Consider the following 15,572-nt stretch of genomic DNA (forward strand, 5'->3'; position numbering starts at 1 on the left):
CTCGCCAGCCGCGTCGTCGTAGAATAGAGACTTCAGATATCGTCAATTTTTTGCCGCTCTGCGGCCAGCCGTATTTTTTTCTTCCCGCCATGACTTCAAATCCCGCACAGAACGACCCGCAGCAACTCTCCAAAAGCTTCGAACCCCAAGATATTGAATCGCGTTGGTACGCGCAATGGGAACGACGCGGATACTTCAAGGGCGGGCAACATGTAGCGCCAGTCGAGCCGAACGGCGGCCAGCCCTTTGCCATCCAGTTCCCGCCACCCAACGTCACCGGCACTCTGCACATGGGTCACGCCTTCAACCAGACTGTCATGGACGGGCTGGTCCGCTACCATCGCATGCGCGGTGACGACACTGTCTTCATTCCGGGCACCGACCACGCCGGCATCGCCACCCAGATCGTTGTCGAGCGCCAGCTTGATGCGCAGAAGGTGTCGCGCCATGACCTGGGCCGCGAAAAATTCGTCGAAAAGGTCTGGGAATGGAAGCAGAAGTCGGGCAATGCCATTACCGAGCAGTTTCGCCGCCTGGGCTCTTCCTGCGACTGGGACCGCGAATACTTCACCATGGACGACAAGCTCTCGGTGGGCGTGGTCGAAACTTTCGTGCGGCTGCACGAGCAAGGCCTGATCTATCGCGGCAAGCGGCTGGTCAACTGGGATCCCGTCCTGGGCACGGCAGTGTCCGACCTGGAAGTGGTCAGCGAGGAAGAAGACGGCTTCATGTGGGAGATCCGCTATCCGCTGGTCAACCCCCTGCCCGGCCTATCGCACCTGGTGGTCGCAACGACACGGCCAGAAACCATGCTGGGCGACGTCGCCCTGATGGTGCACCCCGAAGACGAGCGTTACGCGCACCTGATCGGCGCGCATGTGGTGCTGCCCCTGGTGGGCCGGCATATACCGGTAATTGCCGACGACTATGTCGATCGCGAGTTCGGTACCGGCGTGGTCAAGGTTACCCCCGCGCACGACTTCAACGACTACGCGGTCGGACAGCGGCACGGCCTGGACATGATCAGCGTATTGACGCTGGACGCCCACATTTCAGAAAACGCGCCGACGGCCTACCAGGGCATGGAGCGCTTTGCGGCACGCAAGCAAATCGTCGAAGACCTGAAGGCGCAAGATGCGCTGCAAAGCGTCAAGCCCCACAAGCTGATGGTGCCGCGCGGCGATCGCACCAACACGGTTATTGAGCCCATGCTGACCGACCAATGGTTTGTGGCCATGAGCAAACCGGCGCCCGAAGGCACTTTGCACCCCGGCAAGAGCATTACCGATGTCGCGTTGGAGGTCGTTGCCGACGGACGCATTGCGTTCTACCCCGAGAACTGGACCACCACCTACAACCAGTGGTTGGAAAAAATCCAGGACTGGTGCATCTCGCGGCAATTGTGGTGGGGCCATCAGATCCCTGCCTGGTATGCCGAGGACGGCCAGATATTCGTGGCCCGCAACGAGGCCGAGGCGCGCAAGCAGGCGGACGCGGCTGGCGTAAAAGGCCCGCTGACGCGCGACCCCGACGTACTTGATACCTGGTTTTCCTCTGCGCTGGTGCCGTTTACCGATCTGGGCTGGCCCGAGCAAACACCGGATCTGGACCGCTATCTGCCTTCCAGCGTATTGGTTACGGGCTTCGATATTATTTTCTTCTGGGTTGCGCGCATGGTGATGATGAGCATGCACATGACCGGCAAAGTGCCCTTCCGCACCGTCTATGTACACGGCCTGGTCTGCGACATGGACGGCAAGAAGATGAGTAAATCCAAGGGCAATACCATCGATCCGGTTGACCTGATCGATGGCATCGCCCTGGAAGACTTGCTTGAGAAACGCAGCACCGGGCTGATGAATCCCAAGCAAGCGGCCAGCATACGCAAGAAGACCAGCAAGGATTATCCAAACGGCTTTCCGGCTTACGGCACGGACGCCTTGCGTTTCACCATGGCAGCCTATGCCACGCTGGGCCGCAATATCAATTTTGACTTGAAGCGCTGCGAAGGCTATCGCAACTTCTGCAACAAGCTCTGGAACGCCACCCGTTTTGTGCTGATGAACACCGAAGGCCATGACTTGGCCAGCGACACCGTGGGCTCGGGCAGCGATGCCCTTACGGCCGAGCTGTCATTTGCCGACCGCTGGATCACCAGCCAGTTGCAGCGCCTTGAAGCCGACGTGGCCCGGGGCTTTGCCGATTACCGCTTCGACAACATTGCCAATGCCATCTATCACTTCGTCTGGGATGAGTACTGCGACTGGTATGTCGAGCTGGCCAAGGTCCAGATACAGAACGGCAGCGCGGCACAGCAGTTGGGCACCCGGCGCACGCTGATACGCGTGCTGGAAACCGTGCTGCGCCTGGCCCATCCCATCATTCCCTACATTACTGAAGAGCTGTGGCAGAAAGTGGCCGTCGTTGCCGGCAAACGCCGTATCGACGAAGAGGCCAGCGTTTCCATCCAGCCCTACCCGGTCGCTGACGCCGGGCGCATCGACGAACAGGCGGAAGCGCAAGTTGCCGTACTGAAGGCACAAGTGGAAGCGGTGCGCGCGCTGCGTGGCGAGATGAGCCTGTCGCCTGCTCAGCGCGTGCCGCTGATCGCACAGGGCGACAGCGCTGTGCTGAATGCCAATGCCCCGTATCTGGCCGCTTTGGCCAAACTGGAAGGCGTAGACGTCGTAGACCAGTTGCCCGATGTGGGCGCGCCCGTGCAGGTAGTCGGCACGACGCAATTGATGCTGCATGTGGAAATCGACGTCGACGCCGAGCGCGCCCGCCTGGGTAAAGAGATCGAACGCCTGGAGCGCGAGATCGCCAAGGCACACGCCAAGCTGTCAAACGCCAGCTTTGTTGAGCGTGCGCCGGCGGCAGTGGTCGAGCAGGAAAAAATCCGTGTTGGACAATTCGGCGAAACGCTGGACAAGGTAAAGGGCCAGCTGGAAAAGCTGGCCTAAGGCTGTATTACGCTGGCGTCGAGGCTCTTGAGAAAGGCCTCGTCCGCCTTGGACAGCAGGCCGTCCCGGCGGGCAGCAACAATCAGGTCGGGCCGGCGCCGGGCGGTCAGTGCCAGCGACTGCCGCCGGCGCCACTGTGCAATGTTTACATGGTGGCCCGACATCAGTTCCGGCGGAACGGCCAGGCCCTGATAGGTGTCCGGACGGGTGTAGTGCGGGCTGTCCAGCAGGCCGGTCAGCGTGGCATTGAAGGAGTCCTGCAGTGCAGAATCCGCATCATTCAGTGCTCCGGGCAGCAGCCTGACCACACTGTCGATAATCGCCAGGGCGGCGATCTCGCCGCCAGACAACACATAGTCGCCCAGCGATAGCTCATGGGTTACACAGCGATCGATAAAGCGCTGGTCGACTCCCTCGTAGCGACCACAAATCAGAATGGCGCCGGTACTGTCGGCCAATTGCTGCGCCACGCCTTGATCGTAGCGCTTGCCTGTAGGGCTCATCAATACAACCGGTGCCGGTTCGGCGTCGCTACGGCTGGCCCTGGCGGCGTCGACGGCCTGCTCCAGCGGCTCGGCCATCATGACCATGCCGGGGCCGCCGCCGTATGGCCGGTCATCCACCGTGCGATGTATGTCGTGAGTGAAATCGCGCGGGTTCCACAAGCCCAGGGACCATAGCTGTTGCTTATAGGCGCGGCCAGTCACACCCAGGTCGCGCACGACCGAGAACATGTCCGGAAAAAGAGAAATTACATCAAAGCGCATCGCGCGGCCCGCCCCGTTATGGCTGGCGTTCAGAACGCAACCGGCCAGTTGCTGTCCAGCCGTTTAGCCTCGAGATCGACGCCGTGCACATGCGCGGCGACAAACGGAACCAGTACTTCCAGCGGCTTGTCCTTGTCGTTGAGCACGGGCGATAGTTCGCCCTGTTCTGACTCGGTCTTGCGCTGTACGCGCAGCACCGCATGCGCGCCGTTGTCGATGACGTCTTGCACGACACCGATCAGGGCACTCTGCCCTTCCAGGTCGCCATACAAACGGCACCCTATCAGGTCTACCCAGTAATACTCATCGCTATCGGCCGGCGGAAAATCGGCACGGGGAACCCACACCGTGTGGCCTTTCATGGCTTCAGCCTGGTCGCGGTCCGCAACCACGTCGATCTCGGCCACCACCGTCGTGCCTTGCGGCCGGCTTTGCTTGACCTGCACAGGAAACGCCAACGGCAAAGCGCCCGATTCTCCACGAGGAGCGGGCGCTTTCAGCCACCAGGTTTGCGCCGCCAACAGCCCATCTTTTGAAGAGTGCGGCTGGATCTTGATCCAGCCCCGCACGCCATAAGCCGATACCACACGGCCCAGTTCGACGAGATCTGCAGGCGCTTGAGCGGGCGCAGCGGCGGACGTACTCACCTGGAGGTCAGCGATTGCGTAACGTTGGCAATATGCCTACGTTCAGGCAGCTGCTTTGGCCGAGAATTCTTTTACGAGGCGGGTAACGGCCGGCGACAATTGCGCACCGTTGTCTTGCCAGTACTGAACGCGATCCATCGCCAGGCGCAAAGCTTCTTGGCCTTCGTTGGCAACAGGGTTGTAAAAACCAAGACGCTCAATAAAACGGCCATCGCGGCGATTACGCGGGTCGGCTGCTACAACGTTGTAAAACGGACGCTTCTTCGAGCCACCGCGGGCTAGACGAATCACAACCATTGGTAATCCTTTGAAAATTCTGTGAAAAACAAAAGATTCTAGCACTTTTCCGAAGGCTTTCGCAATTGGAATCGTGAAGAACCGCTTAATAATAAAGAAAACTGCAACTAGCGCCGCCGCAGGAAATGCAGGGCGCCGGATTCGGTATCGATCTGCGCCTCGAGCTTGTTTCCGGTTTGCCGGGCAAAGGCTTGAAAGTCGCTGATGGCATGCGGATCGGTGGTCACCACCTTAAGCATCTGGCCGCTTTCCAGTTGGGCCAAGGCTTTCTTGGCGCGCAAAATAGGCAAAGGGCACTTCAGGCCCGAGGCGTCGACTTCCAGGTCGGCGTCGGGCAAGGCAGAAGATGGCGTAGTCATGATGATAACCCGCGATCAGACCAGACGTTCGCGGACCCAGGCTTCAACCTTGGCCGTAGCGGCTGGCAGTGCTGCGACATCGCTGCCGCCGCCCATGGCCATGTCGGGTCGACCGCCGCCCTTGCCACCCACCTGCGCAGCCACCATGCCGACCAGGTCGCCCGCCTTGATCTGACCGGCCAGGTCGGACGTTACGCCTGCCACCAGACTGATCTTGTCGTCGGCAACCGTCGTAAGCAATACGACGGCCGACTTCAGTTTGTCTTTAAGCTGATCCACCATGCCGCGCAGGGCCTTGGGATCGGTGCCGCTGATATTGGCCACCAGCAATTTGGCCTTGCCGTCCAGGACGATGGCATTGCCGGCCAGGTCATTGCCAGCGGCAGATGCCAGCTTGCTCTTGATTTGATCAAGCTCGCGTTCCAGCGATTTAATTTGCCCCTGCATCAGGGCGATGCGGTCTGCAAGTTCGGCGGGCTGTGTCTTTAACAGGCCTGCGGCCCGCAGCAAGGTGTCTTGCGTTTGCTGTACCCATAGTACGGCGTTGTCTCCGGTAATGGCTTCGATGCGCCGCACACCGGCCGCCACGCCGCCTTCCGAAATGATCTTGAACAGACCGATGTCACCGGTACGGTCTACGTGGGTGCCACCGCACAGTTCACGCGAAAAGCCGATATCAAGCACACGCACGGTATCGCCGTATTTCTCGCCGAACAAGGCCATGGCACCGCCCTGCACTGCCTCGTCGTAAGGCATGACTTGCGCCGTAGCCGGATGATTGGCCAGGACTTCGGCGTTGACAATGCGTTCGACCTCGGCGATCTGTGCATGCGTCATGGGTGCATCGTGGGCGAAGTCAAAGCGCGTCTTGTCGGCATCCACCAAGGAACCGCGCTGCTGCACATGGCCGCCCAGCACCTCACGCAATGCTTTATGCATCAGGTGCGTAGCCGAGTGATTGCGTACCGTGCGCGCCCGACGCTCGACGTCGACTTGCGCCTCAGCGCTGTCGCCCACGGCCAGCTTGCCGCTTTTCAGCGTGCCATGGTGGCCGAACACGCCGCTTTGGATTTTCTGGGTGTCGGCAACCTCGAAACATGCCTCGCCCGAGCGCAGCACGCCGGCGTCGCCAACCTGACCGCCGGACTCGGCGTAAAACGGCGTGGCATCCAGCACAACAATGGCGTCCTGGCCAGCTTCGACCGCTGCCACTGCCGTCCCATCGACATACAGTGCGATAACGGTGCCCTGCCCCTGCAGGCTTTCGTAGCCTTCGAAGCGGGTTTCGGCGCCGCTGTACGACAAGCCTTCGACGGCCTTGAACTTGCCCGCTGCACGCGCTTGTTCGCGCTGATGCGTCATGGCGACTTCGAAGCCGTCAAGATCAACCTGCACGTTGCGTTCGCGGCAGATGTCAGCCGTAAGGTCCACCGGAAAACCATAAGTGTCGTACAGGGTGAACAGCGTCTGGCCGTCCAGCACACCATCCTTGGGGACGGCAGCCAGCGCGGCGTCAAGGATCTTCATGCCGTTTTCGAGGGTTTCGCTGAAGCGTTCCTCTTCCTGGCGCAAGACCTGCTCGACGCGCGATTGCTGGGCGGTAAGCTCAGGATAGGCGTCGCCCATCTCGGCCACCAGATCCGCCACCAGCTTATGGAAAAACAAGCCCGACTGACCCAGCTTGTGGCCATGGCGCAAAGCACGGCGAACGATGCGGCGCAATACATAGCCACGGCCTTCGTTGCTGGGAATGACGCCGTCTATGACCAGAAAGCTGCAGGCGCGTATATGGTCGGCAATCACCTTGAGGGAATTGTTGTCCAGATCCGTTACACGGGTTTCGCGCGCCGCCGCCTTGATGAGCGACTGGAATAGATCGATTTCGTAGTTGGAATGCACATGCTGCAATACGGCGGCAATGCGTTCCAGGCCCATGCCGGTATCCACACAGGGGCGCGGCAGCGGCGTCATGTTGCCGGCGGCATCGCGCTCGAACTGCATGAACACTAGGTTCCAGATTTCGATATAGCGGTCACCGTCTTCTTCGGCTGACCCAGGAGGCCCGCCCCAGATGCCGGGACCATGATCGTAGAAGACTTCCGAGCAAGGACCACAAGGGCCGGTGTCTGCCATCTGCCAGAAGTTGTCGGATGCATAGCGCGCACCCTTGTTGTCGCCAATGCGAATGATGCGCTCGGGCGGCACGCCGATTTCGGTGGCCCAGATGTCGTAGGCTTCGTCGTCTTCCTGATAGACCGTGACCCACAGTTTCTCGGCGGGCAGCTTGTAGACAGTGGTTAACAAGGTCCAGGCATGCTGGATGGCCTCGCGTTTGAAATAGTCGCCGAAGCTGAAGTTGCCCAACATCTCGAAGAAGGTATGGTGACGCGCGGTATAGCCGACATTCTCGAGGTCGTTATGCTTGCCGCCGGCGCGCACACAGCGCTGCGAGCTGGTTGCCCGGCTGTACGGCCGTGTTTCCTTGCCCGTAAACACGTCCTTGAACTGCACCATCCCCGAATTGGTAAACAGCAGCGTGGGGTCATTGCCCGGCACCAACGAGGACGATGGCACGACCTGATGGCCCTTCGATTCGAAGAAGGACAAAAACTTTTGACGTATTTCGGAGGTCTTCATTGCAGAAAAGCACGAGTAGATGGGTAACCGTTGATTATAGAGGAGGTTTTAACGAAGCGTTACGCCTGCATCAGCGCCAGCAACTGAGCAGCCACCGAAACCGCAATGATCGCCGGTTCCTTGCTGGACGTGGACACCAGCCCAATGGGGCACTGAATGCGCGCCACTTGTTCGGCCGGGTAGCGACCTCGCAGCCGTGACACGAAACGCGCCTTCTTGGTCCGGGAGCCGATCAGGCCAAGAAATTTGAAGGACCGGTGCTTCAACACCGCCTCGATGATCTCAAGGTCCAGTGCGTGGCTGTGCGTCAAGACCAGCCAGTAGGCATCGTTGGGTAAATCAGGAACCTCGTCGGCATCGCCCTGCACGATGCGCACCTGCGGGGGGACGCTTTCCGGCCAGCAGTCGCTGCGCGGGTCCAGCCAGGTAATGCGCAAGGGCAGGTCGGACAACACCTTGAGCAAGGCGTGGCCGATGTGGCCGGCGCCGCAAACAATGACATCCGCCAGGACCATGCCTATGGTTTCGGTAAAGGCGTTGGCGGCCTCGTCCCACTGGCAGGCCTCGCCCGAGCTGCTATTTGATGCGGGCGTGATCCGCGGCTCGCCCTCTTGAAGAGGAACATGGCGCAGCACGGCTTGATCCTTGCCAAGCGCGTCATGCACGGCCATGCACCAGGGCAGATCGCGCTGATCGAGGTGTTCAAACGCCAGCCAGACAACGCCGCCACAGCATTGCCCCAGGCTTGGCCCCAAGGGGTAGCGGCGGACCTCGCGCCTGGGTTGGCTGGCCTCCAGCATCTGCCGCGCGTGCGCCAGTGCCTGCCATTCCAGGTTGCCGCCGCCGACGGTGTCGAGCTGATTGTGCGCGCCGACCCACATGCGGGTGCCGGCGTCGCGAGGCGCCGAGCCTTGGGTGCGCAGCACCGTAACCAGCACCAGACACCGACCCGACTGCAAAGCCGTGATGGCGCGGCCATAGGCGGTAGACGCGTAATGACCTGGTTCAGTCATACCCTATCTCGGCGGGCGGAGCCTCGGCCAAGGTATCGTCGTCTGGCAGTATCGTGGGCAACGGCGCCTGGACCGAGGCCAGTGCATCCAGTATGCGTTCGGGGGTGGCTGGCGCATTGAGCACCGGCAGTGCGCCCTGGCCCGTGGCGGCGACCGCATCACGGATGGCAAGCAAGACCGATACGGCTGTTGGCAAGGGTGGCTCGCCCACCGCCTTGGACTGGTAGATGTTGTTCTCGGCATTGCCATTGTCGAAAAACGCCACATTAAGCACGGCTGGGCAATCGGAGATGGAAGGAATCTTGTAGGTGGACGGCGCATGCGTCATCAGCCGGCCGGCGTCGTTCCACCACAGTTCTTCTGTGGTGAGCCAACCCATGCCCTGTATGAAGCCGCCCTCGATCTGCCCCAGGTCGACCGCCGGATTCAGCGAGCGCCCGGCATCGTAAAGAATATCGGCGCGCAGCAAACGGCTTTCGCCCGTGAGAGTATCGATGACAACCTCGGCACAGGCCGCACAATACACAAAGTAGTAGAAGGGCCGCCCCGTAAGCGTCTTGAAGTCGTAATGGATTTTGGGCGTGCGATAAAACCCGGAGGACCACAGCGGCACACGCGCCTTGTAGGCGCTTTGGACAAAGATGTCGAAAGGAATGGGGGGATGGTCGCCACACATCACGTGGTTGCCGGCAAACACAATCTGCGACTCGTCGCAGCCATGGTGATCGGCTGCGTAGCGGCACAAGGCAGCCTTGATCTTGCGAGCGGCGTCTTGCGCGGCCTTGCCATTCAGGTCGGTTCCGGTGGATGCTGCGGTCGCCGAGGTGTTGGACACCTTGGAGGTATCTGTGCCCGACACGCGCACCCGGCCTATGTCCAGGCCCAGCTCTTCGGCCACCACCTGGGCAACCTTGGTGTTCAGGCCCTGGCCCATTTCCGTGCCGCCATGGTTGATCAGTACCGAACCATCGGTGTAGATGTGCAGCAGCGCCCCCGCCTGGTTCATGTGGGTGGCCGTGAACGAAATGCCAAACTTGACCGGCACCAGCGCCAAGCCTTTCTTCAGGATAGTGCTGCCGGCATTGAAGCGGCGAATCTGTTCGCGCCGAGCCCGATAGTCGCTGGTGGTTTCAAGCTGATCGACCAGTTCGTGTATGACGTTGTCTTCGACCGTCATGCCATAGGGAGTCAGATTGCGATCCTCGCGGCCATAGAAGTTGATCTTGCGCACATCCAGCGCGTCCTTGCCCAGCCTCATGGCGATATCGTCCATGACATACTCGATGGCCAGTATGCCTTGCGGCCCGCCAAAGCCGCGAAAAGCCGTGTTGGACTGCGTGTTGGTCCGCACACGCAAGGAGCGGATATCGAAGGTATCCAGGAAATAAGTATTGTCGGTGTGAAAGACCTGCCGGTCAGCCACCGCACCCGACAGGTCGGCCGAGTAGCCGCAGCGCAGCTGGTGCTCGAACTTGATGCCGGTAATCAGGCCGTCGTCGGTATAAGCGACATCGTAGCGAGTGCGGAAATCATGACGCTTGCCGGTGATGAGGAAGTCGTCATCGCGGTCTGCGCGCATTTTTACCGGCTTGCCGCTGCGTTGTGCCAGCACGGCCGCCACGGTGGCGAATTGCCACGATTGGGTCTCCTTGCCGCCGAAGCCGCCGCCCATGCGCCGGCACTCGACCCGTATCGTGTGCGCCGGCTGGCCCAACACATGGGCCACCATGGACTGCATCTCGGACGGATGCTGCGTAGAACAGTACACCTGCATTTCGGCATTCTCGCCAGGCAAGGCGTAGGCCACCTGCCCTTCCAGATAAAACTGCTCTTGTCCGCCGCAAGTCAGCTCGGCACTGTGGCGCCGGGGACCCCGTGCCAGGGCCGCTTCGATATCGCCGCGCGATATCCGCACCGGCGGCAATACATAAGAGGCTTGCTCTGCGCCCTGCTGGGCAGTAAGCGTAATGGGAAGGTCTTCGTACTGGACCTTGGCCAGCCGTGCCGCGCGCCGCGCCATATGGTGCGTGGCGGCAGCAACCGCAAACAGCGGCTGCCCCACGTAATGCACGAACTCATCGGCCAGCACAGGTTCGTCGGCGACCACCGGGCCCAAATAGCGATGACCGGGGATGTTGTCCAGGCAGATGACATCCACCACACCCGGCGCGCTGCGCACCGCCTCCAGGTCGATAGCCAACACACGTGCATGCGCCCGGTCCGACAAGCCGAATGCAGCGTGCAGCGTGCCATGCCGCTCGGGCAAGTCGTCGGTGTACAGCGCACTGCCTGCCACATGCAGGCGCGCACTTTCGTGCGGCAGCGGTTGGCCAACAGTTTGATAAGTACTTGCTTGCATGGCGAACTCCTTTACACGCGGGTGCCGTCTACGCCCGTGCTTTCCAGATAGAAGCGGTACAGCAAATTGCGTGCAGCCTTCAGGCGGTAGTCGCTGCTGGCCCGCATATCGGTCATGGGTTGATAATCGTCTTCCAGCGCCTGCATGGCTTGCCGAACGTTGCCTTCGTTCCAGCTGCGGCCAAGCAGGGCCTGTTCGGCGCGAGGCGCGCGACGCGAAGTGGGCGCCATCCCGCCATGGGCAATGCTGATGGCCTTTACCCGGTTGTTATCCAGCGTAAGCGCATAGGCACTGCAAACCGCCGAAATATCTTGATCGAAACGCTTGGACAGCTTGTAGGTGGCGACCTTTACGCCTGGCTTGCGCCGGGGCACCCAGACCTCTTCGAGAAACTCGCCGGGGTCGCGTTGCTGCTTGCGATAATCCAGATACAAGGCGTCCAGATTCAGGCTACGCCGCTGCGCGCCCTTGCGCAAGACCACCTTCGCGCCCAGGGCAATCAGTAGCGGCGCGGTGTCGCCTATGGGCGAACCATTGGCCAGATTGCCGACCAGCGTGCCGGCATTGCGGATAGGCATGGAGGCAAACCGCTTCCATAGCTCGGTGGCTTCGGGGTACTCGGCCACGACGGCCTCGTAGCCCTCCTCGAGCAACACGCCGGCGCCGATACGAAGCCCGTCGTCATCCAGCGTGATCTCGTGCAGCGCTTGCACGGCGCCTACGGAAATAATATTGGGCAAGGTCTTCAGTTGCTTGGTCACCCACAGGCCCACGTCGGTTCCGCCGGCCAGAACCACGGCGTCCGGATCCTGCCGAACGGCCTCGGCCAGCTCGCTGGTGGTGGTGGGCGCGATATAGCGGCTACCTCCTGCCACTATCACCAGCGTCGCCGCGCAGCGCTCGCGCAGCTGTGCAAGCTGGCCATGCACAAGATCGTCATCGGGCACGACGGGCTCGTAGGCGTGCATGTCGAGCGCAGCGTCGATAATGGGCCGGTAGCCGGTACAGCGGCAAAGATTGCCGGACAGATGATCCAGGACTTGCTCGCGATCGGGACGGACCAGGCCCTTGCGGTACATCGTGTACAACGACATCACAAAACCCGGCGTGCAAAATCCGCACTGCGAGCCATGATGATCCACCATGGCCTGCTGGACGGGGTGCAGTTGGCCCGCAGCATCGCCCAGCGCCTCGACCGTCCACAAGACCTTGCCGTCGACCATGGGCAGAAAGCGGATACAGGCGTTGACGGCGCGATACGCCAACGAGCCATCCGGCTGCAAGGCCGCTTCGGTAACCGTGCACGCACCGCAGTCGCCTTCGGCGCAGCCCTCTTTGGTTCCGATCAGGCGCAAGTCTTCGCGCAGATACTGCAGCAGCGTCTGTGTCGGCGACGCCGGTTTCACACTGTACGCCTTGCCGTTCAGGTAAAAATGAACGGTGTCTCTGTGCTGCATGCTGTTCTCCTAGGCTTGCACCATCTGGCTACCGGCATAAGACCCGTCGACCACATAACTTTTGCTCAGCTCGTGTTCATCGCAGTTTTCGCCCTCGCCTACGCGATCCACCACGATGAAATCGCCCTGTTGGCCCAACGTCATAAGCGGATGGTGCCAGGTGCCCCGGTGATAGTTCACCCCCTGGTTGCCCTGGACATAGAAGGCACGCAGCCCCGATTCGTCCGGCGTGTCGTTCGGCCCATTGGGCGCGACGATAGCAACAAAGGGCGTCTGATTACATGGGATCCAGGCCTGGCTACCCAAAGGATGGCGCTCGAGCATGGTGATGGACAAGGGGTAGTTGAAGGCATTGCCCCGCGCCAGGCTGATGCCGGCCCGACCCTGCGCGTCGGCTATCTGCACCGAGGCCAAATCATGAAAGCGCTGAGTCGTGCCCTTATTGATGGGGTAGCTTTCGCGGCCCTCGGTTTCGATCACATCGCCAAAGGGGGCAAACGCTACACGTGTCAGTATTTCCAGCTTCAGTATGCTCATGATTGCGTCCCTTGCGCGGCCAGCTTGCCCCATACCCGCAGCCTGCTGACGCCGCCGTCGGGGATGATATTGAGCTTGACGTGGGTGACCGGGCCCAGGGCCTTGATGGTCGATTCTTCGTAAAAATGTTGGGCATCCATGCCGGTGGCCTGCTCCTCCAGCAAGTAGGGCCAGAACATGGCCTGTGTCACCAGGGACTGGTCGGTGGCCTGGCTGACGTGCGCCGCTTGCAGCGAGATGCGGTCCGGGTAATTGCCCTTGAAATGCGCGGTGTCGACTTCGATCTTGTCCACCGTGACGGCGTGCCCCAGTTCGACGATGCACCAGTCATTGCCCGGTTCGCGACGGCGGCGAGTTTCCCAGCCGTCGCCCATATTGACGCCGCGCCCTTCCATCAGGACGCGAAACGGCGTCCCGTAATGGGCGTCGCTATAGGCCACGATGCGCCCGCCATTGGCCAGCGCGGAGACCTCGTGAGAAACGCTGTGGTCGCGCGCCGCCCAATCGCAAGCCGGCTGCCCATAAACGCGCAGCCGTGCAACGCCCCCATCGGGGTAGATGGACAGGCGCAGATGCGTGTAGGTTCGCTGTTCGCGTGCCATGTCGATGAAATGGTGGGCGTTGCCCTTTAGCGATATCGGCGCCACGATCGGCGTCCACACCGTGTCTTCATCGGGGTCGCCTGCGCAATAGCAGGCATCCAGCGACGCGGCTGGTGGAAAGTTGCCGGTGAAGTGGCTGGTGTCGATATCCACGCCATGAATGACACCCGGCATGCCGAGGCGCACCACGGCCGTGTCGTGACCGGCAACGCGCTTGCGGCGGGTTTCCCAACCGTCCATCCATTTGCCATGGTCGTCGAATTTACCGACGATGAACACCGGCTCGGACGACTGCAGCATGCGGTCAGCCGACGCGAAGAACTCGTCGGAGCATTTCAGTACCTTGGCGCCAAAATCGGCGGACGCCAGATTGACATAGCGCCGAGCAAATTCGGGAAAGTCCGCGGCCGCTGCATTGACAATGGTGCCTACCGGTAAATTATCGACTGCCATAAATCACTCCAGATCACTAAAAATATCGTCCAGCCTGTAGCGCGCAATCTGGTAGATTTGGCGCAGGCTTTCGTTTTGCTCCTGATCGACATCGTTGGCCAGGCGACGCTGCATCTGTGCAATGATGCCCGCCCTGTCGTAGCCACGTACGGCCAGGATGAAGGGGAAACCGAACTTGTCCAGATATTGGCGATTCAGTTGCGTCAGTGCCTTGTATTCCTGTTCAGAGCATTGATCCAGCCCTGCGCCGGCCTGTTCGCGCGTCGAATGCTCGGTTAGCTCGCCGCGTACGGCGGCCTTGCCGGCCAGTTCGGGATGGGCGCGTATCAGTTGCAGTTGGGCCTGCGGGCTTGCGGTCTGCACGCAGACTGTCATGGCCTGGTGCAGCGCGTCGATACTGTCAAAGGGCCGCTGGCTTGCCACGCCCTGGGCCACCCAGGCCGAATGCTCGAATACCCCACCCAGCCTGGCAACGAATTCCGCAGCCGGCAAGGCGTTAAGTTGCCTCAGCGTCAGGCTGCTCATGTTGCAACCCCGCTTGCCACATAGGGATGACGCTGCGCCCAATGGCGTGCGATATCGGCACGCCTTGCGATCCAGACGCGATCATGCTGCTGTACGTAATCCAGGAAGCGCTGCAGCGCGGCGAAGCGCCCCGGCCGACCGACTATGCGGCAATGCAAGCCGATGGACATCATGCGTGGCGATGTGGCGCCTTCGGCGTACAGCACGTCAAAGGCGTCCTTTAAATAGCTGAAGAACTGGTCGCCCGCATTGAACCCTTGCGGCGTGGCAAAGCGCATGTCGTTGGCGTCCAACGTATACGGAACGATAAGCTGCGGCCGCAACGAGCCATCGCGCATGCGCACTTGCTGCCACAGCGGCAGGTCGTCACCGTAGTAATCGGCGTCGTATAAAAAGCCGCCCTCTTCCATGACCAGGCGTCGGGTATTGGGGCTGTCGCGACCGGTGTACCAGCCCTCGGGATGGGTGCCCGTAAAGCCTTCGATAACCTCGACACAGCGTTGCATGTGCTCGCGTTCCAGCGCTTCGGGCACCGATTGATAATGGATCCAGCGATAGCCGTGGCAAGCGATCTCGTGGCCGGCCTCGACCAGGGCATGGCCGACGTCCGGATTACGCTCGAGCGCCATGCCCACGGCGAAGGCCGTCAAGGACAGTCGACGCCGCTCGAATTCGCGCAGGACGCGCCATACGCCGGCCCGCGAACCATACTCGTACAAAGACTCCATCGACAGATGGCGGTCGTCAAAGGCAGGCGCGCCTATGATGTCGGACAGAAATTGTTCGGACTGCGGGTCACCGTGCAGCACGCAGTTTTCGCCGCCCTCTTCGTAATTCAGTACGAACTGCACGGCGATGCGCGCCCCGCCGGGCCAATCGGCGTGCGGAGGATTACGGCCGTAACCGATCAGGTCACGTGGGTAGTCGGCGGGCATCATGTTGTCTGGCATATTTTC

Annotated in this window: 13 protein-coding genes; 1 reads left to right on the top strand and 12 read right to left on the bottom strand. The window is 61.0% G+C overall.

What is annotated here, in order from left to right; genetic code table 11:
• Positions 1–89: 89 nt before the first annotated feature.
• Positions 90–2,963, top strand: coding sequence for a valine--tRNA ligase (locus CKA81_RS06800; protein ID WP_128354621.1), 2,874 nt, complete (start codon positions 90–92; stop codon positions 2,961–2,963).
• On the opposite strand, the gene trmD is transcribed toward CKA81_RS06800, so the two are convergent.
• The 12 genes from trmD to puuE form a co-directional block, all read right to left on the bottom strand.
• A complete protein-coding gene (gene trmD / locus CKA81_RS06805) occupies positions 2,960–3,730 on the bottom strand; it encodes a tRNA (guanosine(37)-N1)-methyltransferase TrmD (RefSeq protein WP_128354622.1) in 771 nt (256 codons plus the stop codon). The two genes, CKA81_RS06800 and trmD, sit on opposite strands and share 4 nt — an antisense overlap.
• 29 nt (positions 3,731–3,759) lie before the next feature.
• Complete coding sequence (gene rimM, locus CKA81_RS06810) at positions 3,760–4,377, bottom strand: ribosome maturation factor RimM (protein WP_128354623.1); 618 nt, start codon at positions 4,375–4,377, stop codon at positions 3,760–3,762.
• A 42-nt stretch (positions 4,378–4,419) separates the two neighbouring features.
• Entirely contained in the window at positions 4,420–4,674 is a 255-nt protein-coding gene (rpsP, locus tag CKA81_RS06815) for a 30S ribosomal protein S16 (RefSeq protein ID WP_128356648.1), read from the bottom strand.
• A 107-nt stretch (positions 4,675–4,781) separates the two neighbouring features.
• Entirely contained in the window at positions 4,782–5,033 is a 252-nt protein-coding gene (locus CKA81_RS06820) for a sulfurtransferase TusA family protein (RefSeq protein ID WP_128354624.1), read from the bottom strand.
• Between the two features lie 15 nt (positions 5,034–5,048).
• The gene (gene alaS, locus CKA81_RS06825) at positions 5,049–7,670 is read right to left on the bottom strand and encodes an alanine--tRNA ligase (protein ID WP_128354625.1); all 2,622 of its coding nucleotides are present in this window, start codon (positions 7,668–7,670) and stop codon (positions 5,049–5,051) included.
• A gap of 59 nt (positions 7,671–7,729) precedes the next feature.
• Positions 7,730–8,683: a xanthine dehydrogenase accessory protein XdhC gene (gene xdhC, locus CKA81_RS06830; protein WP_128354626.1), complete on the bottom strand. Its 954-nt coding sequence runs from the start codon at positions 8,681–8,683 to the stop codon at positions 7,730–7,732.
• The gene (xdhB, locus tag CKA81_RS06835) at positions 8,676–11,042 is read right to left on the bottom strand and encodes a xanthine dehydrogenase molybdopterin binding subunit (RefSeq protein ID WP_128354627.1); all 2,367 of its coding nucleotides are present in this window, start codon (positions 11,040–11,042) and stop codon (positions 8,676–8,678) included. Before xdhB ends, xdhC begins: the two co-directional genes overlap by 8 nt.
• A gap of 11 nt (positions 11,043–11,053) precedes the next feature.
• Positions 11,054–12,499, bottom strand: a complete 1,446-nt coding sequence (xdhA, locus tag CKA81_RS06840) for a xanthine dehydrogenase small subunit (protein WP_128354628.1) — start codon at positions 12,497–12,499, stop codon at positions 11,054–11,056.
• 9 nt (positions 12,500–12,508) lie between these two features.
• Positions 12,509–13,036: an ureidoglycolate lyase gene (locus tag CKA81_RS06845; RefSeq protein WP_128354629.1), complete on the bottom strand. Its 528-nt coding sequence runs from the start codon at positions 13,034–13,036 to the stop codon at positions 12,509–12,511.
• Positions 13,033–14,091, bottom strand: a complete 1,059-nt coding sequence (gene alc / locus CKA81_RS06850) for an allantoicase (RefSeq protein WP_128354630.1) — start codon at positions 14,089–14,091, stop codon at positions 13,033–13,035. Before alc ends, CKA81_RS06845 begins: the two co-directional genes overlap by 4 nt.
• A gap of 3 nt (positions 14,092–14,094) precedes the next feature.
• The gene (gene uraD / locus CKA81_RS06855; RefSeq protein WP_128354631.1) at positions 14,095–14,616 is read right to left on the bottom strand and encodes a 2-oxo-4-hydroxy-4-carboxy-5-ureidoimidazoline decarboxylase; all 522 of its coding nucleotides are present in this window, start codon (positions 14,614–14,616) and stop codon (positions 14,095–14,097) included.
• Complete coding sequence (puuE, locus tag CKA81_RS06860) at positions 14,613–15,554, bottom strand: allantoinase PuuE (RefSeq protein ID WP_128356650.1); 942 nt, start codon at positions 15,552–15,554, stop codon at positions 14,613–14,615. The genes uraD and puuE overlap by 4 nt, the downstream gene beginning before the upstream one ends.
• Positions 15,555–15,572 lie beyond the last annotated feature (18 nt).

This window comes from Pollutimonas thiosulfatoxidans (assembly GCF_004022565.1).
GTDB classification, from domain to species: Bacteria; Pseudomonadota; Gammaproteobacteria; order Burkholderiales; family Burkholderiaceae_B; genus Pusillimonas_D; species Pusillimonas_D thiosulfatoxidans.

What these genes read in the sequence shown, in the direction of transcription:
- puuE (WP_128356650.1), bottom strand. Translation starts at nt 15,554, where the DNA reads ATGATGCCCGCCGACTACCCACGTGACCTGATCGGTTACGGCCGTAAT.
- uraD (WP_128354631.1), bottom strand. Translation starts at nt 14,616, where the DNA reads ATGAGCAGCCTGACGCTGAGGCAACTTAACGCCTTGCCGGCTGCGGAA.
- CKA81_RS06800 (WP_128354621.1), top strand. Translation starts at nt 90, where the DNA reads ATGACTTCAAATCCCGCACAGAACGACCCGCAGCAACTCTCCAAAAGC.
- xdhA (WP_128354628.1), bottom strand. Translation starts at nt 12,499, where the DNA reads ATGCAGCACAGAGACACCGTTCATTTTTACCTGAACGGCAAGGCGTAC.
- alc (WP_128354630.1), bottom strand. Translation starts at nt 14,091, where the DNA reads ATGGCAGTCGATAATTTACCGGTAGGCACCATTGTCAATGCAGCGGCC.
- trmD (WP_128354622.1), bottom strand. Translation starts at nt 3,730, where the DNA reads ATGCGCTTTGATGTAATTTCTCTTTTTCCGGACATGTTCTCGGTCGTG.
- xdhC (WP_128354626.1), bottom strand. Translation starts at nt 8,683, where the DNA reads ATGACTGAACCAGGTCATTACGCGTCTACCGCCTATGGCCGCGCCATC.
- CKA81_RS06845 (WP_128354629.1), bottom strand. Translation starts at nt 13,036, where the DNA reads ATGAGCATACTGAAGCTGGAAATACTGACACGTGTAGCGTTTGCCCCC.
- rpsP (WP_128356648.1), bottom strand. Translation starts at nt 4,674, where the DNA reads ATGGTTGTGATTCGTCTAGCCCGCGGTGGCTCGAAGAAGCGTCCGTTT.
- alaS (WP_128354625.1), bottom strand. Translation starts at nt 7,670, where the DNA reads ATGAAGACCTCCGAAATACGTCAAAAGTTTTTGTCCTTCTTCGAATCG.
- xdhB (WP_128354627.1), bottom strand. Translation starts at nt 11,042, where the DNA reads ATGCAAGCAAGTACTTATCAAACTGTTGGCCAACCGCTGCCGCACGAA.
- CKA81_RS06820 (WP_128354624.1), bottom strand. Translation starts at nt 5,033, where the DNA reads ATGACTACGCCATCTTCTGCCTTGCCCGACGCCGACCTGGAAGTCGAC.